This window comes from Pseudomonas sp. GW821-FHT11D10, assembly GCF_058808435.1.
The window spans coordinates 739423-757253 of record NZ_JBXARR010000001.1 but is presented as its reverse complement, the minus strand read 5'-3'; the positions used below and the strand labels follow the sequence as shown (position 1 = coordinate 757253).

Sequence of the window (17831 nt, the reverse complement as noted above, 5' to 3'; positions counted from 1 at the left end):
GGAGAGGGAACCGATTGGGGAATATTCAAGAAATACACCGACCTGAACGTTTTGCTCTGAATCCATAATCGACTCGGTCTCTCAGGTCGGCGTATTACCTGAGACGACTCGGTCGGTCCCCTCTCCCTCCGGGAGAGGGCTAGGGTGAGGGGAAAAAATCCAAAGAACAAACGAGGTTCCAATGACTGCCCCCCGCTGGCTCAGAAACATCCGCCCCTACGGCGCCCCCGCCGAAGACCTGCTGATCGAAAACGGCAAGTTCACCCAACGCCGCCCGGCCTCGAACACCCCGCTGGCCGCCACCGACATCGACGGCCAGAACCAGCTCCTGACCGCCCCGCTGGTGGAAAGCCACGTCCACCTCGACAAGACCCTCTACGGCCAGCCCTGGCGCCCGAACAGCGCCGGCCCGACACTCAAGGACTACATCAGCAACGAGCGCCGCGTCCTGCGTGAAGTGAAAGCGCCGATCGCCGAACGCGCCGGTGCGTTGCTGGAAAACTGCATCGCCCGGGGTTCGCTGACGATGCGTTGCCACGTCGACATCGACCCGGAATTCGGCCTGCGTCACGTCGAAGCCATGCAGCAACTGCGCGAAACCTACAACGACCTGATCGACCTGCAACTGGTGGTGTTCCCGCAAACCGGGCTGATCAGCCGCCCCGGCACCGCCGAACTGATGCGCGAAGCCATGGCGCTGGGCGTGGAGAATGTCGGCGGGCTCGACCCGTGCGGCATCGACAACGACCCGATCGCGCAACTGGATTTCGTGTTCAAACTGGCCAGCGAGTTCCAGCGCGGCGTCGACATTCATCTGCACGACAAGGGTGAACTGGGCCTGTGGCAGGTCGCCCGGATCGCCGATTACACCGAGCGTTTCAACCTGCAGAACCGGGTGATGATCAGCCACGCCTATTGCCTCGGCATGCTGCCGTGGAGCCAGGTCAAACCGGTCGCCGAACGCCTCGCTGCGCTGGGGATTTCGCTGATGAGTTCGGCGCCGGCCGATTGCGCGGTGCCGCCGTTTCTGGCGCTGCGTGAGACCGGGGTCAACGTTTGTCTGGGCTCCGACGGCATTCGTGATGCGTGGTCGCCGATGGGTAACGGCGACATGCTGGAACGGGCGATGTTGCTGGCGTTCCGTTTCGACCTGGGCAAGGACGATGAACTGGCGGCGGCGTTCGACGCGGCGACTGTGAACGGTGCCCGCGCATTGGGTGTTGAAGAGTATGGTTTTGGAATCGGCCGGCCGGCGGACTTTCTGCTGATGCCGGTTGAAACCCTTGGAGAAGCGGTAGTCGCGCGGCCGGTGCGTCAGGTCTATCGCGGCGGCGAACTGATCGCCAGCGGCGGTCGCTTGCTGGGCAGCCGTCTGTGAAACGGATCGGCCTGAAGGCCGGTTGCGTGGTCGGTTTCGACGGCACGCGGCATGTGCTGTGGCGTGACGGCGAAGTGGTGTTCGCCGGTTCGCGCATCGAGTTTGTCGGGCGCGGTTACCAAGGGCCGGTGGACCAGTGGATCGACTACGGCAATGCGCTGATCGGACCCGGTTTCATCGATCTCGACGCCCTCGGCGATCTCGATTCCACGGTACTGACGCTGGACAACGGCGACGAGCGCGCCATGGGCCGGATGTGGTCGGCAGAATATCTGGCGGCCGGCCCGCGTGAGTCGTTCAGCCCCGAAGAAGAAGTCTTCAAATACCGCTACGCCTTCACCCAGTTGATCCGCAATGGCATTACCACGGCGATGCCGATCACCTCGATGTACTACCGCGAATGGGCGGAGACCTACGACGAGTTCGCCGCTGTCGCCGACGTGGCGGGCGAACTGGGGCTGCGCACCTATCTCGGCCCCTGCTACATGAGCGGCATGAGTTACTGGCGCGCCGACGGCACTCTGGCCCATCACTGGGATGAGGCTCGGGGGCTGGCCGGACTGGACGCGGCCGAACGGTTTTTCAAGGATTTCGATGGTGCTCATGCGGGGTTGATTCGTGGTGCGCTGCTGCCGGATCGCATCCAGACCTGCACCCCGGCGCTGCTGCAACGCACCTCCGCATTGAGCCGCGAGCTGAACGCGCCGATGCGTCTGCATTGCTGTCAGGCGCTGAGTGAAGTGGCGATGGTCGAACAGTTGCGCGGCACCACGCCGCTGGGCTGGTTGCAGCAGCTGGATTTGCTCAACCCGCGCAGCCTGTTGCCCCACGGCATCTACACCTCGGGCGATGACGATCTGCAACGGGTCATCGACGGCGGCGCGAGTCTGGTGCACTGCCCGCTGGTGTTCGCCCGTGACGGCGAGGCGCTGAATTCGTTTGGCCGCTACCGCGCCAAGGGCATCAACTTCGCCCTCGGCACCGACACCTGGCCGGCGGACTTGCTGGCCAACATGCGCCACGGTTTGAACATCGCCCGCTTGATGGAGGGCGGCTCGGCACTGACCAGCAGCCTCGATCTGTACAACGCCGCCACCCTCGGCGGCGCCAAGGCGTTGGGCCGTGACGATCTAGGTCGCCTGGCACCCGGCGCCAAAGCGGATATCACCGTGTTCAGCCTGCGCGGCCTGCACCTGGGCCCGCTGTTCGATCCACTGAAAAACCTGCTGCTGGCCGGACGCGGCGACGACTGCATCGCCAGTTTCATCGACGGTCGCTGCGTGATGCACGACGGTCAGGTCAACGGCGTCGACTACCCCACTCTGCAACGCCAGGCCCAGCGCCAATACGAAAAACTGATGCGCAGCCACAGCGACCGGGCCTTTGGCCGACCGGACTGGAAAACCCTGTTCCAGCCGGCCATTCCGTTCGCCGACGACTACAGCGCCGAAGCGCCGTTGAGCGCCATCGATCCACTTCTTTAGAGAACACTGCCATGCACAGCTTCGATTTCAGCCAACTGAGCCCACGGGAAAAATACAAGATTCTGATCGGCAGCGTGGTGCCACGTCCGATTGCACTGGTCACCACCATCGATGCCGAAGGCCGGGTCAATGCCGCGCCGTTCAGCTTCTTCAATGCGCTGTCGGCGGACCCGCCCATTCTCGCGCTCGGCGTGGAGAACTACGGCGACCAGAGCCCGAAGGACACCACGCGCAATATCCAGATGAACCAGGAATTCACCGTCAACATTGTCAGCGATGCATTGGTGGAAGCCATGAACGTCTGCGCCGTGCCATTCGCGCCGGGTTTCGATGAGCTGACCGCAGCGGGCCTGACGGCGATCCCCGGCACCTCGGTCAAATGCCCGCGAATCGGCGAAGCACCGGTGGCGCTGGAATGTCGGCGGATGATGGCGCTGAACATCGGTCAGTCGCGGGAGATCATTTTTGGCGAGGTGTTTGATGGCGCATGTGCGCAACGAGTTGATCGATCCGAAAACCCTGTACATCGATCAGTTGGGGCTGGATGCGATCGGGCGCATGGGCGGGCATGGTTATGCACGGACCCGGGATTATTTCGATTTACCGACCCGCACGTTGCAGGCGTGGACGGAAGCACCGGGGGGTGGCGAGCGGTTCTGGCCACAGCGCTGATCAGTGGAAGTCGCGGCTTTGTACGCGGATGCCGTTGAGCAGCGGAGTCAGATCGCTCAGGCGTCCGGCAATCAGGTGCCGAACCTCGCCTTCCCGCTCCCAGCGGCCATCGACCTTGAGCAGTTGCGAGCCCACCAGCACCTGGCGCTGACGCTCGGCCAGATCGCGCCAGACCACCACGTTGACGTTGCCGAACTCGTCCTCCAGCGTCACGAACGTCACGCCACTGGCAGTGCCCGGCCGCTGGCGCCCGGTCACCAGCCCCGCCACGCTCACCGGCCGGCCATGCTCGACCTCCAGCAACTCCCGGGAGCTGCGACAGCGCCGGGCCCGCAACTCGTCGCGCAACAACGTCAATGGGTGCGGCCCCAGCGTGGTGCCGAGGGTGGCGTAGTCGGTGAACAGGTCTTCGCTGACGCTCGGCGTCGGCAGCAGCACATCCGGCTCTTCCTGATTCGGCAACCCGGCAAACAACCCGAGCTGTTTCTGCACCCCGGCCACTTCCCAGCGCGCCCGATGGCGGTGACCGGCCAGGCCTCGCAGCGCTCCCGAGTCCGCCAGCAGCGCCTGGGCGCGACTGTCGAGCCCGGCCCGTTCGCCCAGATCGGCGACATCGGCAAATGCCCCCCTCGCCCGAGCGTTTTCAATGCTGCGGGCATCCTCCTCGCGAAAACCCTTGATCATCCGCAGACCCATGCGGATCGCCGGTTGCTCGCCGGCAATCGGCTCCAGGCTGCAATCCCAGTCACTGGCGCGCACGTCCACCGGGCGGATCTGCAAATGATGCCGGCGCGCATCCTGAAGAATCTGATCCGGGCTGTAGAAACCCATCGGCCAACTGTTGATCAGCGCGCAGGCGAACGCCGCCGGTTCGTGGCACTTGAGCCAGCAACTGGCATAGGTCAGCAAGGCAAAACTGGCGGCGTGGGACTCGGGGAATCCGTAACTGCCGAAGCCCTTGATCTGCTCGAATATCTGCGCGGCGAATTCCGGGCTGTAGCCGTTTTTCTTCATGCCGGCGGCCAGCCGGTCCTTGTGCGGCTCCAGCCCGCCGTGGCGTTTCCACGCGGCCATGGAGCGACGCAACTGGTCGGCCTCGCCGGGGCTGTAGTCGGCGGCGACAATCGCGATCTGCATCACCTGTTCCTGAAACAGTGGCACGCCGAGGGTGCGTTTGAGCACCACTTCCAGTTCCGGTGACGGATAGGTTTCCTCTTCTTCCTTGTTCCGCCGGCGCAGATACGGATGGACCATCCCGCCCTGGATCGGCCCCGGCCGGACGATGGCCACTTCGATCACCAGATCGTAGAAGGTTTGCGGGCGCAGGCGCGGCAGCATCGACATCTGCGCCCGGGACTCGATCTGGAACACGCCGATGGTGTCGGCGCGGCTGATCATGTCGTAGGTCGGGCGATCGTCAGCCGGGATGGTGGCCAGGCTCAGTTTTTGATTGCGATGACGGCGCAGCAGGTCGAAACAGCGGCGGATCGCGCTGAGCATGCCGAGGGCGAGGATATCCACCTTGAGCAGCCCGACCGCGTCGAGATCGTCCTTGTCCCACTGGATGATCGTGCGATCAGCCATGGCGGCGTTCTCCACCGGCACCAGCGTGTCCAGCGGTTGCTCGGAAATCACGAAACCACCGGGGTGCTGCGACAGGTGTCGGGGGAAGCCGATCAATTGCCCGGTCAGGCTCAACACCCGGTGCAGCAGCGGACTTTCGGGGTCGAAACCGCCTTCGCGCAGGCGCTCCACGGGCGGGGTTTCATCGCTCCAGTGACCGCAGCAGTCGGCCAGCGCATTGATCTGGTCCGGCGGCAGCCCCAGCGCCTTGGCCACATCGCGGATCGCACCGGAAGCGTGGTAGGTGCTGACCACCGCCGTCAGCGCCGCACGACGGCGGCCATAACGACGAAACACGTATTGCAGGACTTCTTCGCGGCGTTCGTGCTCGAAATCCACGTCGATGTCCGGCGGTTCGTTGCGCTCCCTCGACATGAAACGCTCGAACAGCAGCGTGGTGCGGTCCGGGTCGATCTCGGTGATGCCCAAGGCAAAACACACCGCCGAGTTGGCCGCCGAACCCCGGCCCTGACAAAGGATTTTCTGCTCCCGGGCGAAGCGCACCACGTCGTGCACGGTGAGGAAGTAGCTTTCGTAGCCGAGTTCGGCGATCAGCTCCAGTTCATCGTCGATCTGCTTGAGCACCTTGGGCTGTGCGCCTTGCGGCCAGCGCCAAGCGATGCCTTGCTCTGTCAGGTGGCGCAGCCAGGAACTGGCGCTGTGTTCCTCGGGCACCAATTCTTTCGGATATTGATAACGCAACTCGCCCAGATCGAAAGTGCAGCGGCGAGCCAGTTTCACCGATTCGTCCAGCAAGGCCTGCGGATACAGTTCTTGCAGCACATCGAGGCTGCGTAAATGCCGCTCGCCATTGGGGTGCAGGCGCAACCCGGCTTCGGCCACCGGCACGTGATGACGGATCGCAGTCATGGTGTCCTGCAAGGCCCGGCGTCCACGGGCGTGCATGTGCACATCACCGCTGGCCACGGCTGGAATCTGCAGTTCATCCGCCAGACTCAGCAGTGCAGCCAGCCGCTGCTGATCGTTCTGCCCGCGATGCAACTGCACCGCCAGCCACAGCCGTTCACCGAAGGTCTGTTTCAGCCAACGGCCCTCTTCCACCTCATCGACCGCATCCGGCACCCACAGCACCAGCAATCCCGGCAACGGTTCGCTGAAATCCTCGCGCAGTATTTGATACTGGCCTTTCTGGGTGCGCCGCCGAGCCTGGGTGATCAAGCCGCACAGGGCCTGATAACCCTCGATGTTCTCCACCAGCAACACCAGTTTCGGGCCGTTCTCGATGCGGATTTCGCTGCCAATAATCAGCGGCAGCTCCACGGATTTGGCTGCCTGCCAGGCACGAACGATCCCGGCCAGGGTGCATTCATCGGTGATCGCCAGCGCCTGATAGCCGTGCTTTTTCGCCCGCTGGAATAGTTCCAGTGCACTGGACGCACCGCGCTGGAAACTGAAATTCGACAGGCAGTGCAGCTCGGCATAACCCTGGTTCATGCGAACCAGCCCTGCAGCCACAACGGACCGCCCTCACCCACTGCCCGGTACGCCCAGCCTTGCTGGCCGGCGCGGTTCTGGATCAGGTAATAGTCGCGGCGCACGTCGTCACCGTCCCACCAACCGGACTCGATGCGTTCCGGGCCCATGAGGATCCGCGCCGAACCTTCGGGCACGGACTGCGGCTCGCCCAACAACCAGCCCGGACGTTGCACGCCCGGCAACGCAGCGCAACGCTGCTTGTCATCGGCGTTCTGCCACGCGCACTCCGGTCGATGATCAGCCTGGAAGCGCAGGCCCTGCACCGCTTCATCCCCCAGCCGCGCACGCAAGCGTTCGCGCAGTTGCTCCCAGGGCAAGGTCTGTTGCGGGCGGTCGTCGAACAGTTCCTGAAACTGCGGCACGAAACTCGGCAGATCCTCGGCGCGCAGACGAAAGCCGCGTACCGGGGCTTCGACCTGCACCTGCTCCAGTCGGCCACGGGCCAGTTCAAAGAGCATCGCCGGATCGCGCTCGGCGCTGAGCAGGCCGACCTTGATCAGCGTGTCCGGCAGCCCCGCATGTTCCAGATGCAGATCGAAGCGCTGCACGCCGCTGTCGCGCCCGCACAAAAACGCCGCCAGATCGGACGTCAGGCGGCGCAAGGGGAACAGCAGCGCCTGATGGGACTGCACGTCGAAATTGAGTTCGATGCGCACGTCGAAACGATCCGGCGGCAGGTAGAACGCCAGCGCCAGCGGCCGTGCGCCGAACAGCGTGTCCAGGTGTTTGAGCATCGGCGCCTCGAAACGCCGGGCCAGGGCCTGGCGTGGCAGGTTCTGCACCTGATGGAGGTTACGCAGGCCCATGCGCGACAGCGCCGTGGCCACGCTCGGCTCAAGCCCGATGCGGTCGACCGGCAATTGCCCGAGGTGATGGCGCAGGGCTTCACCGTCGGGCACCACCAATCCGTCGTAGGCGTTGGCCAGTACTCGCGCCGCCACCGGATTGGGCGCGGCGACGATGCGGTGCCGAAAGCCCAGCTCCGTCAGTTCCGTGCGCAACCGTGCTTCGAACTGCGCCCAGGAACCGAACAGTCCGAGGCTCGACTCGATCTCGAATACCACCGTGCGCGGGTAATGCACGCTGACCTGGGCGCTGAAACGATAGGCCCAGGCGGCAAGAAACTGCTGCCAGTGCTCGACCTCGGCCGAATCGTAATCGACGGTGGCGAACCCTTTGCTCATGGCCTGCGCGGCGGTCATCGACTGCCCCGGACGCAAGCCCAATGCCCGCGCCGCCGGATTGACCGCTTGCAGCACCCGGCGCTGGGCCGGGCCGCTGAGCAGCGCCAGCGGTTGCTCGGGATCGGGGCGTTGACGCAGCACGGCGTCGAGGGCCAATTGCGGGAACAGAATACAAACCCAGCGCATGGCGACCTCAATGCCCCACGGCGAAGGCAATCGGTGCGCTGCGCGCCAGACCACCCCGGCACTTGAGCACGCGCAACTGCGCCGGGCGGGCATCGATGGCAATGCGCAGAGCGGCGGGCGACGGGTTGACCGCTTCACTCAACGGTCGCCACGCGAACGCCAGGGTCTGGCCGGTTTCCGCCGCCACCTGCAAACGGCGCAAGGCGCGGTCATCAGCCTTGTGCGGCCAGCACAGCACCGCGCCGCAACTGCCCGAGCGCAGGCATTGCTCCGCCGCCCACAACGCATCGCGTTCGCTGGCCTGGATCACCGACAACTGACGCAGATCGACCCCGGCATTGGCCCACGCCTGCGGGTACGGCACAAACGGCGGCGCCACCAGCACGATGCGCTCGCCTGCCGCCGACAGCCGCGCCAACGTCGGCCACACCAGTTGCAATTCGCCGACACCGGGCCCGGCCAGGAGTATTTCGCTCAGCGCCGCCTCCGGCCAGCCGCCACTGGGCAAGGCAGCGTCCAGCGCAGCGTGCCCGGTGGGTTGCGGGCTGGCGGCGGGTGGCGCAGGCCGGCCCTTCCAGACCTGGCCACCATTGAACAGCGTATCCAGCGCAACGACGGCACCCATCAGCCTTGCCTCACCAGACCGCAGAACACCCCTTCGATGGCCAGGTCCTGATCGGCCCGCACCACAATCGGTTGATACGCCGGGTTGCGCGGCAACAGGCGAACCTCATCGCCGATCCGCTCGAAGCGTTTGATGGTGACCTCGCCGTCGAGTCGCGCCACCACGATCTGGCCGTTGAGCGCCTCGGGGTTGCGCCGCACGCCGACCAGATCGCCGTCGAGAATGCCGTCCTCGATCATCGAATCGCCCTGCACTCGCAGCATGTAGTCGGGCGTGCGGGAGAACAGCGCGGGATCGAGCATCAGCCGATTGTGCAGGTCGGCATCGGCGCCGATGGGCGCACCGGCGGCCACCCGGCCGAGTACGGGCACTTCAAGCAGTTCCGGCCGCGCCGGCTGCCCGAGCAGGCGAATGCCCCGGGCCTGATGCGGATTGACCTCGATAAACCCGGCTTCGGTGAGCGCCAGCACATGCTTGCGCGCCACGCTGCGGGAGGCAAAACCAAAAGCCTCGCTGATTTCAGCGAGGCTTGGGGGCTGACCGTGTTCGGCGATGCGTTCGCGGATAAAGGTCAGGATGGCGGTACGGCGGGGAGTCAGGGTCGTCATGGAGTACATTTGTACTCCTGTGGGAATTTCCTGACAAGCACCGCCAGTCAGCTCGAATCCACTGATGATCGTTCCCACGCTCCTGCGTGGGAATGCCTCTAGGGACGCTCCGCGTCCAGTGACGCGGAGCGTCACGGGCTGCATTCCCACGCGGAGCGTGGGAACGATCTCTCCGTCAGTTCAAACCGCGTTCGGCGAGAAAGCCTGCGATGTAGTCGATAAACGCCACAACCTTGGCCGTCGCCCGCCGATGGCTCGGGTATACCGCCAGAATATGTGGCCCGAAGCTGTCCGGGTCGATGTCGTAATCAGCCATGACCCGCACCAGTCGCCCGTCGGCGATGTACGGCGCGGCGCTCCACAGCGGCGTGTGCAGCAAGCCGCGTCCGGCCAAAGCGCTGGCCAGCAGCAAATCGTAATTGTCACTGCGCAACAGCGGCGCCGCCGGTTGCGCCAGGCTCAGGCGCTGGCCGTCGCGCTCGGCCCACCAGAATTCGCGGTTGAGCAACGGATGCCGGTACAGCAGCCATTCATGCTGATCGAGGGTTTGCGGCGTCACCGGCAAGCCCTTGCGCGCCAAGTATTCGGGGCTGCCGCACAGTGCCAGCCGATTGCTGCCGACCACCCGCGCGATCAACCCCGGCAAGTCGTCATGGCCCTCGCGCAACGCCAGGTCGTAGCCGCTTTCCAGCAGATTGACGAATTCGTCGCACAAATCCACTTGCAGGCTGATCTGCGGGTATTGCTGCAAAAAGCCGTCACACACCTGATCGAGAAACGCCCGCCCGTAGGCCAGCGGTGCGGTGATTTTCAGGCTGCCGCGCAAACCGTACTGCAACTGCTCGATTTCCTCGCTGGCCTCGTCCAGCCGTTGCAGCACCTGCCGTGCGGTTTCCAGATACAGCCGGCCGATTTCGGTCAGCAGAATCCGCCGCGTGCTGCGTTCGAACAACCGCGCGCCGAGTTCGGATTCCAGATGATTGACCGCTTTGGTCAAGGCCGACGGAGTCTTGCCCAGTTGCTCGGCAGCGCGGCTGAAACTGCCGAGCTGCGCGGTGACCACGAACATTTTCAGTGCACCCAGCTTGTCCATGCTTTTTCCGTTCAGGCAAAAACGTTTTTCGTGAGGGAGGCGTTCAGTCGGGCGTTGGCAGCCACTAATCTGGCCATCAGACGCAATAACAAGGAAATGTTCAATGAAAAGATTCATCCCGCATTTCACAAAAAATGTGCTGATCGCCGCTGTGAGTTTTGCCTCGATGGAAGCCATGGCCGCCACCGATCTGGTGCTGCTCAATGGCAAGATTTTCACCGCCGACCGCGCTCAACCGAAGGTTCAGGCGCTGGCCGTGGAGAACGGCAAGGTGCTGAAAGTTGGCAGCGATGCGCAGATCAAGGCCTTGATCGAACCCGGCACCCAGGTGATCGACCTGAAAGGCCAGGCGCTGATGCCCGGCCTGATCGACAGCCATTCCCACGCGATTTTCGGCGGGCTGGAAATGGTCTCGGCGAACATGGAAGACGACGTGGTCGGCCTGGATGAACTAGAAAAACGCCTGCGCGGCTTGCGTGACGACGGCAAGGCCCGGCATGGCGACGTATTGAGCGTGGCCGGCATGAGTTCGGCGTATTGGGCCAAGGCTGAAGCGCTGGGCAAAATCTTCAACCACGGCGAATGGGCCGACGTGCCGGTGGTGTTCACCGGCAGCGATCACCACACGGCGTGGGCCAACAACGTGATGCTCAAGCGTGCGGGCATCGACGCCGCGCTGCTGAAAACCCTGCCGGATGCGGAAAAAGACACCATCGGCAAACTGGCCAGCGGTGAACCGAACGGCTTTGTGGTCGACGCCGGCTGGGATCGGGTCGCCTCGAAAATGCCAGTGCCGAGCCCGGCCGACATGCTCAAGGCTGCGCAATCGGCGGTGCGTTTCAACAACAGCCTCGGCATCACCGCGTGGATGGACCCCGCCGCCAACGCCGCGCCGGGCGAGCCGGTGTTCGCCCTCAAGCCCACCGAGAAAACCGTCGGAGTATTGCCGGCCTACAAGGCCCTGTCGGAAAGCGGTGGCATGACCGCCCACGTCGCCGCGCTGCTGGTGGCCAACCCGAAAAGCGTCCCGGCCGACCTCGATACCCTCGACAAAGTGCGCCAGCAATTTCAGGGCATCCCCAACCTGACGCTGCCGGGGATCAAGATCTTCGCCGACGGCGTGATCGAATACCCGGCCCAGAGCGCGGCGATGATCGATCCCTACAGCAACTCGCACAAACAGGGCGAACTGCTGATCGATCCGCAGCACTTCGGCGAACTGGTCAGCGCCATCGACCAGCGCGGCTGGCTGGTGCACATCCACGCCATCGGCGACCGCGCGGTGCGCGAATCCCTGAACGGCATCGCCCAGGCGCGCAAGGACCGGCAGAGCGGCGTAACGCACTCGATCACCCACCTGCAAATGGTCAACCCGAAGGAGTTCGCCCGCTTCAAGCCGCTGAACGTGATTGCCTCGATGCAACTGCTGTGGGCCAGCGCCGACGACTACACCACCGACATGATCAAGCCTTACGTCAGCGCCCTCGCCTTTCGCTATCAATACCCGGCGCATTCGCTGCTCAAGCAGGGCGCAACGATTGCCGGCGCGAGCGACTGGCCGGTGTCCTCGCCGAACCCGTGGAATGCAATGGCCCAGGCCATCACCCGCACCGGGCCGCTGGGCGTGCTCAACGCCGACGAACGCCTGGACCGCGAAACCATGTTCTACGCCTACACCGCCAATGCCGCGCGGACCATCGGCCTGGAAAAGCAGATCGGCTCGCTGAGCCCCGGCAAACAGGCCGATTTCATCGTGCTCGATCGCGACGTGTTCAGCGTCGACGACAAAGCCCTGCATGACACCCAGGTGCTGCAAACCTGGTTCGCCGGCCGTCAGGTCTACGCCCCTACCCTCTAATAACAATCGCCGTATCCCCTGCCCGACCCCGCGCCAGCCGCCGGGGTCCGGCGCAGCCTTGCCCGCTTCCTGCCCATAACAACCACAACAACGGGACTTCACATGAAAGCCTTGCCCCTGTTCGCCCTCACTTCCTTGAGCCTGCTGCCCTTGAGCAGCCACGCAATCCCCTTGAACGATGATTTCGCGGTGCTGGTCGACCTGACCCTGGCCAGCGACTACCGCACCCGCGGTATCTCCCAGACCCAGAACGACCCGGCCGTACAGGCTGGTCTGACCCTGGCCCACCGCAGCGGCCTGTACCTCGGCGCGTGGAGTTCGAACGTCGATTTCGGCGGAGGCCTGAAAACCCGTCAGGAGGTCGATTACTACGCCGGCTGGCTGTGGCAGGCGACCGAGGCCGTGAGCCTGGATCTGGGCTACATCAAATACGCGTATCCCAAGGAGAGCCAGTTCAACCAAAACGAGGTGTACTCGATACTCAGCGCTTACGGCGTGAAACTCGCGGCCTATTACTCCAGTGACGCGCCGGGCATCGATAGCAAACAGAGTTCGCTCTACAGCTACATCGGCTATGAAACCGAATTGCCGTTGGATTCCGGGCTGAAGCTGCGCTACGGCAACATGGACTTCAAGGACCCGCACATGTATTCGGCGTCCGGTCACAGCGAGGAGTCCTACCGGGAGTGGGAAGTCAAACTGACCCACAACCTGGCCGGCGTGGTGCTGGGCCTGAGCTACATCGACACCGACCTCTCGCAGAGCCAGTGCCTGAGCAGTTGGGGCTTCAAGGACGTGTGCACGGCGACGGTCGTCGCCAGCGTCAGCAAATCCTTCTGATCCGCCGCAAATCTCCCGTGGGAGCCGGCCTGCTGGCGCCCACTTTTTTGCACTTGCCGTGATTTTGTTACCGGATGTTTACGGAATTTTTACCAATGTTCTTCTACAGTTACGCGCGCAACCGTATGGGTTTTCGACTGACGTAGAGGAAAGTATCGAAATGGCTTTGGGCAAAGGACTGCGTTTACCGTCCATCACTCCGACCCGCTTGGTGCTGCTGTTTTCCCTGGCACTGGTGGCGCTGTACAACCTGGCGACCTGGAAGGCGCTGGGAACGCTGATTACCTTGCAAGGCGCGCACAAACTGGCGTTTTTCGCCTCCTTCGGACTGTTTCTCTGGGCGGCGATCACGCTGCTGCTGACGCTGATCTCGTTTCGCTGGACGCTGAAACCGGCGCTGACGCTGGTGGCCCTGCTCTCGGCCTGCGCGGCGTATTTCATGAACGAATACGGAATCACCATCGACACGGTGATGATCCAGAACGTGTTCGAAACCAATCCCGGGGAAGCCACGGCGCTGTTCAGCGGCAAACTGCTGGCTTACGTGCTGTTGCTCGGCGTGTTGCCGGCCGTGCTGATCTGGCGCTGGCCGGTGGTTTATCGGCCGTTCTTTCGGGGTTTGCTGAACAAGGTGCTGGTGATCGTGGCTTGCGTGCTGGTGATCGGCGCTTCGGTGGGCGCGTTCTATTCGACCTACGCGCCGATCTTTCGCGAGGAAGACAAACTCACCCACTTCATCAACCCGACCAACTACATCTACGCGATCAGCAAATACACCAAGCAGCGGCTGGGGATCAAAAAGCATTTCGTGGTGCAGGCCATCGGCGAAGACGCGGTGATGAGCGCCAAGGCAGCCGGTCGCGAGAAGAAATCGCTGATGGTGTTCGTGGTCGGCGAAACCGCCCGGGCCGACCACTTCTCGCTCAACGGTTACGAGCGCGAGACCAACCCCGAACTGAGCAAACTCGACATCCTCAACTTCACCCAGGTGCATTCCTGCGGCACTTCGACGGCGGTGTCGGTGCCGTGCATGTTCTCGATGTTCCCGCGCGAGGACTACAGCGACAAGAAAGGCAAAACCTACGAAGGTTTGCTGGACATCCTGCAACGGGCCGGCGTGCAGGTGCTGTGGCTGGACAACAACAGTGACTGCAAAGGCACCTGCCTGCGCGTGCCGAACCGCGACATCGCGAAGAACCAGCCGGGGCCGTTTTGCGACGGCAACAACTGCCTCGACGAAGCGCTGCTGGCCGACCTGCAAGGCTACATCGACAGCCTCAAGGGCAACGCGATCATCGTTCTGCACGCCGACGGCAGCCATGGCCCGGAATACTACGAGCGCTACCCCAAGGACATGGAGCGCTTCAAACCGATCTGCCACACCAACCAGCTGGGCAGTTGCAGCCGTGACGAACTGGTCAACGTCTACGACAACACGATCCTCTACACCGACCATTTCCTCGCCAAGGTGATCGAGTTGCTCAAACGCAATCAGGATCACCTCGATACGTCGATGCTGTACGTGTCCGACCATGGCGAATCGCTGGGCGAGAACGGCCTGTACCTGCACGCCGCGCCTTATGCGCTGGCGCCGGAAGCCCAGACCCATGTGCCGATGGTGATGTGGTTCGGCAACAACACCCTCTCGCAACTCGGCATCGACCGTGGCTGCCTGCAAGGCAAAAGCAGCCAGCCGGATCTGAGCCACGACAACCTGTTCCATTCGGTGCTCGGGTTGTTCGAGGTCAGGACGTCGCTGTATCAGCCGGGGCTGGATATTTTCCATGGCTGTCGGCCGGCGATGACGGCGGGACAGTGATCCCCTCAAGCTGCGACAGATAGGCCCACGGGTAAATCCCGCGCTGATGGCCATCGCTGAACACCAGTTGCAGGCCGTAGCCCTGAGCGTTCAATTCGATGACCCGCACACGCGGGTCAACCATTGGCGGCGAGCCCCGCAGGCGAAACGCCCGGCATTGCGAGCACGGGCATTGGCGGCGCAGTTCGGCATGGTCGAGCAACTGCTCGCGGCCATCCGGCCAGCTCAGCCGCAACCTCTGCTCACTTTCGGAATTGCCGACCGACAGCGGATTCATTGCAGCTGACTCAAGGCAATCCGCACGGCTTTGCGCACTTCCGGGTCGCCATCGTCCTGCGCGGCCTGCAATGCCGCCACCGCCCCGCGATCGTTCAGTTCGCCGAGGGCCAGCGCGGCTTCCTTGCGCAGGTTGCTGATGCGATGGCCGAGGGTGTCGATCAGGCCGTCGAGGGCAGCGACGTACTTGAGGCGCCCAAGGCTGCGGGTAGCGCGCAGGCGTACTTGCCAGTAATCGTCGGCCAAGGCTGCGATCAGCGCCGGCCCGGCGTCGGTGTGGCCGACCTTACCGAGGGTGGTTGCGGCTTCTTCGCGTACTTGCCAGGCGTGATCCTGCAAGGCCTGACGCAAGGCCGGCAGTACTTCGGCGTCACTTGCCAAACCCAGGGCGCCGGTAGCGGCGCGGCGTACTTCGGTGTCCGGGTCATCACTCGCCAGGCGGGCCAAGGCCGGCAGTGCGTCGAGTTGCTTGAGCCAGCCGAGCACGCCTACAGCTTCGCGGCGCACGCTGGCATCGGCATCGTTCAGCGCTTGAATCGCGGCCGGCGCAGCGCCGGGGAAACGCAATTCACGCAAGGCCCGGAACGCGGCTATACGCACGCCGGTTTCGGCATGGGCGGTCCACGGCAGAATCACCCTGCCCGCCGCTTCGGTCTTGAGCAGGCTCAGGCTCTGCGCCGCTGCGGCTTGCACCGCCGGCGCCGGATCGGTCAGAGCCTGGCACAGCGCTTCAACCACCGGCTCGTCTTCCCAGGCCTCCAACAGGCGCGCCGCTTCGGCACGCACTTCTTCGGCCGGGTCTTCGGCCAGACGCTCGACCAGCCAGAGCAGACCGTCCGGCTCTTCGAGGTCGGCCAGATCGATCAGGGCAATCCTGCGCACACCGGCGTCATCGGCGGTCAGGCGCGGTTGCAGGGCGAGAATGTCGTCGTTATCGGTCACAGCAAAAAATGAGGTCACAGGGCAAATCTCGGCAAGGCGTTTTCAGGAGGCAAACCGAGCGGATTGAGGCGCGGCAGCGGTCGGTCGTTGTCGTGACGCAGCAGGTCGAGGCAGTGGCGCTTGAGGCGCGAAAACTCGTGGCTGGTCACCAGTTCGGTGGTGCGTGGCCGGGGGAAATCCAGGCGCAGGTCTTCGATGATTCGCCCCGGCCGTGCGCTCATCACCAGTAAGCGATCGGCGAGGAACAGCGCTTCGTCGATGTCATGGGTGACGAACACCACGGTGGTGCGAATCCGCGTCCAGATGTCCAGCAACAGTTCCTGCATGTTCAGGCGGGTCAGCGCATCCAGTGCGCCGAAGGGTTCGTCCATCAGCAACAGCCGTGGCCGGTTGACCAGCACCCGGGCGATTTCCACCCGTTGCTGCATGCCGCCGGAAAGTTGATCGGGCCAGCGTTCGGCGAAACCTTCGAGGCCGACCAGTTTGAGGATGTCGTCGGCGGCACGATGACGCTCGGCCTTGCCGATGCCGCGCATTTTCAGGCCGAAAGCGACGTTGTCGCGCACCGTGCGCCACGGGAACAATGTGTGGTGCTGGAACACCATGCCGCGCTGCGGTGACGGGCCGGACACTTCGGCGCCATCGACTTTCAACTGCCCACCATGGGGCTGCAGATGCCCGGCCAGCGCACCGAGCAAGGTCGATTTGCCGCAACCGGACGGGCCGAGAATGCACACGAACTGGCCCGGCTCGATCTGGCAATCCAGCCCCTGCACCGCTTCAAACGCTTGCCGGCCTTCGCCGAGGACGATGGACAGCTGACGGATATCGATCCGCCCTTCCGGGGTTTGCATCACGCTCATCAGGCTTTTCCTCGTGGTCGATGCCAGGGCGTGAACAGCCCGCCCAGGCGTTTGATCAGCAGGCTGCTGCCCATGCCCAACACGCCGATCAGCAACATGCCGACGACGATGTCGGCGTAGTTCTGAATGGTGTAGGACTCCCAGGTGTAGTAACCGATGCCAAACTGGCCGGAGATCATTTCGGCGGTCACCAGACAGAACCACGACGTGCCCATGCCGATGGCGAGCCCGGTGATGATGCTCGGCGCGGCGCCCGGCAGGATCACCTCCAGCAGGATCGCCCGGCGCCCGGCCCCGAGGCTTTTGGCCGAGGCGATCAGGCGCGGGTCGACGCCTTCGACGCCGTGCACGGTGTTGAGCAGGATCGGGAACAGCGCGCCGGTGAAGGTGATGAAGACCATCGACAGTTCGGAGGATGGGAACATCAGGATGGCCAGTGGAATCCAGGCGACGGCGGGGATTGGGCGCAGGACCTCCAGCGGTGGCAGCAGCAGGTCTTCGGCCCACTTTGAACGGCCGATGGCCAGGCCCAGGGCGATACCGATGATCAGTGCGGCGAGGTAGCCGGCGAAGACCCGGCTGAGGCTGGCGGTCAGGTGCTGAATGAGTTTGCCGGAGTCGCCGAGACCGAGAGCCGCTTCGATTACGGCCAGCGGGGTCGGGACGTTGGCGAAGGTGACGAGGCCGAGGTTCCAGTGGTGGCTGGCGGCTAGTTGCCAGAAGAGCAGGCAGAGTAATAGGGAGGTTGCTCTGGGTATCCAGCGGTTTTTTGTGATTCTCATGGAGCGGATTTCCGTGTGATGGCTGAGATCGAACCCCCTCACCCCAGCCCTCTCCCCCAAGGGGGCGAGGGGGAAAGGGAGCCGATCTTCATGCCTTTCAA

13 protein-coding genes and 2 pseudogenes are annotated in these 17831 nt (G+C 63.8%); 6 read left to right on the top strand and 9 right to left on the bottom strand.

What is annotated here, in order from left to right:
* The first annotated feature begins 181 nt into the window (after positions 1–181).
* The 3 genes and pseudogenes from AC1RT4_RS03655 (at position 182) to AC1RT4_RS03645 (ending at position 3534) form a co-directional block, all read left to right on the top strand.
* Complete coding sequence (locus AC1RT4_RS03655; protein WP_493083593.1) at positions 182–1378, top strand: amidohydrolase family protein; 1197 nt, start codon at positions 182–184, stop codon at positions 1376–1378.
* Positions 1375–2862 (top strand): amidohydrolase family protein, encoded by a 1488-nt coding sequence (locus AC1RT4_RS03650; RefSeq protein WP_493083591.1) that lies wholly within the window; start codon positions 1375–1377, stop codon positions 2860–2862. The genes AC1RT4_RS03655 and AC1RT4_RS03650 overlap by 4 nt, the downstream gene beginning before the upstream one ends.
* Positions 2863–2873: 11 nt before the next feature.
* Positions 2874–3534: pseudogene (locus AC1RT4_RS03645) on the top strand (flavin reductase family protein).
* Here the strand turns inward: AC1RT4_RS03645 and AC1RT4_RS03640 are convergent.
* The 5 genes from AC1RT4_RS03640 to AC1RT4_RS03620 all read right to left on the bottom strand — a co-directional run bounded on the left by AC1RT4_RS03640 (position 3535) and on the right by AC1RT4_RS03620 (position 10350).
* Positions 3535–6633 (bottom strand): error-prone DNA polymerase, encoded by a 3099-nt coding sequence (locus AC1RT4_RS03640; protein WP_493083589.1) that lies wholly within the window; start codon positions 6631–6633, stop codon positions 3535–3537. It lies immediately after the preceding pseudogene.
* Positions 6609–8024, bottom strand: a complete 1416-nt coding sequence (locus AC1RT4_RS03635; protein WP_127798358.1) for a Y-family DNA polymerase — start codon at positions 8022–8024, stop codon at positions 6609–6611. The genes AC1RT4_RS03640 and AC1RT4_RS03635 overlap by 25 nt, the downstream gene beginning before the upstream one ends.
* Before the next feature lie 7 nt (positions 8025–8031).
* Positions 8032–8649, bottom strand: coding sequence for a translesion DNA synthesis-associated protein ImuA (gene imuA / locus AC1RT4_RS03630; RefSeq protein ID WP_007959433.1), 618 nt, complete (start codon positions 8647–8649; stop codon positions 8032–8034).
* Positions 8649–9266, bottom strand: coding sequence for a transcriptional repressor LexA (gene lexA, locus AC1RT4_RS03625; RefSeq protein ID WP_039768874.1), 618 nt, complete (start codon positions 9264–9266; stop codon positions 8649–8651). Before lexA ends, imuA begins: the two co-directional genes overlap by 1 nt.
* 166 nt (positions 9267–9432) lie before the next feature.
* Entirely contained in the window at positions 9433–10350 is a 918-nt protein-coding gene (locus tag AC1RT4_RS03620; RefSeq protein ID WP_493083586.1) for a LysR family transcriptional regulator, read from the bottom strand.
* 103 nt (positions 10351–10453) lie between these two features.
* Between AC1RT4_RS03620 and AC1RT4_RS03615 the strand changes: the two genes are divergently transcribed.
* The 3 genes from AC1RT4_RS03615 (at position 10454) to AC1RT4_RS03605 (ending at position 14867) form a co-directional block, all read left to right on the top strand.
* Positions 10454–12208 (top strand): amidohydrolase, encoded by a 1755-nt coding sequence (locus AC1RT4_RS03615; RefSeq protein ID WP_493083584.1) that lies wholly within the window; start codon positions 10454–10456, stop codon positions 12206–12208.
* Between the two features lie 102 nt (positions 12209–12310).
* Positions 12311–13048: a TorF family putative porin gene (locus tag AC1RT4_RS03610; RefSeq protein WP_493083582.1), complete on the top strand. Its 738-nt coding sequence runs from the start codon at positions 12311–12313 to the stop codon at positions 13046–13048.
* 160 nt (positions 13049–13208) lie between these two features.
* Positions 13209–14867 carry a phosphoethanolamine transferase gene (locus tag AC1RT4_RS03605; protein WP_493083580.1) on the top strand — a complete coding sequence of 553 codons (1659 nt, stop codon included), beginning with the start codon at positions 13209–13211 and terminating at the stop codon, positions 14865–14867.
* Positions 14868–14874: 7 nt separating this feature from the next.
* Here AC1RT4_RS03605 and AC1RT4_RS03600 read toward each other — a convergent pair.
* The 4 genes and pseudogenes from AC1RT4_RS03600 to AC1RT4_RS03585 all read right to left on the bottom strand — a co-directional run.
* A pseudogene (locus AC1RT4_RS03600) lies at positions 14875–15144 on the bottom strand (DUF971 domain-containing protein); the annotation flags it as partial.
* Positions 15141–16103 carry a HEAT repeat domain-containing protein gene (locus AC1RT4_RS03595; RefSeq protein ID WP_493083578.1) on the bottom strand — a complete coding sequence of 321 codons (963 nt, stop codon included), beginning with the start codon at positions 16101–16103 and terminating at the stop codon, positions 15141–15143. The pseudogene AC1RT4_RS03600 and the gene AC1RT4_RS03595, both read right to left, overlap by 4 nt.
* Complete coding sequence (locus AC1RT4_RS03590; RefSeq protein WP_273901135.1) at positions 16100–16948, bottom strand: ABC transporter ATP-binding protein; 849 nt, start codon at positions 16946–16948, stop codon at positions 16100–16102. The genes AC1RT4_RS03595 and AC1RT4_RS03590 overlap by 4 nt, the downstream gene beginning before the upstream one ends.
* The gene (locus AC1RT4_RS03585) at positions 16948–17730 is read right to left on the bottom strand and encodes an ABC transporter permease (RefSeq protein WP_493083575.1); all 783 of its coding nucleotides are present in this window, start codon (positions 17728–17730) and stop codon (positions 16948–16950) included. Before AC1RT4_RS03585 ends, AC1RT4_RS03590 begins: the two co-directional genes overlap by 1 nt.
* Between the last annotated feature and the right edge of the window lie 101 nt (positions 17731–17831).

Coding starts and splice junctions, on each gene's coding strand:
- AC1RT4_RS03615 (WP_493083584.1), top strand. CDS start 10,454: ATGAAAAGATTCATCCCGCATTTCACAAAAAATGTGCTGATCGCCGCT.
- AC1RT4_RS03620 (WP_493083586.1), bottom strand. CDS start 10,350: ATGGACAAGCTGGGTGCACTGAAAATGTTCGTGGTCACCGCGCAGCTC.
- imuA (WP_007959433.1), bottom strand. CDS start 8,649: ATGGGTGCCGTCGTTGCGCTGGATACGCTGTTCAATGGTGGCCAGGTC.
- lexA (WP_039768874.1), bottom strand. CDS start 9,266: ATGTACTCCATGACGACCCTGACTCCCCGCCGTACCGCCATCCTGACC.
- AC1RT4_RS03605 (WP_493083580.1), top strand. CDS start 13,209: ATGGCTTTGGGCAAAGGACTGCGTTTACCGTCCATCACTCCGACCCGC.
- AC1RT4_RS03590 (WP_273901135.1), bottom strand. CDS start 16,948: ATGAGCGTGATGCAAACCCCGGAAGGGCGGATCGATATCCGTCAGCTG.
- AC1RT4_RS03610 (WP_493083582.1), top strand. CDS start 12,311: ATGAAAGCCTTGCCCCTGTTCGCCCTCACTTCCTTGAGCCTGCTGCCC.
- AC1RT4_RS03655 (WP_493083593.1), top strand. CDS start 182: ATGACTGCCCCCCGCTGGCTCAGAAACATCCGCCCCTACGGCGCCCCC.
- AC1RT4_RS03635 (WP_127798358.1), bottom strand. CDS start 8,024: ATGCGCTGGGTTTGTATTCTGTTCCCGCAATTGGCCCTCGACGCCGTG.
- AC1RT4_RS03585 (WP_493083575.1), bottom strand. CDS start 17,730: ATGAGAATCACAAAAAACCGCTGGATACCCAGAGCAACCTCCCTATTA.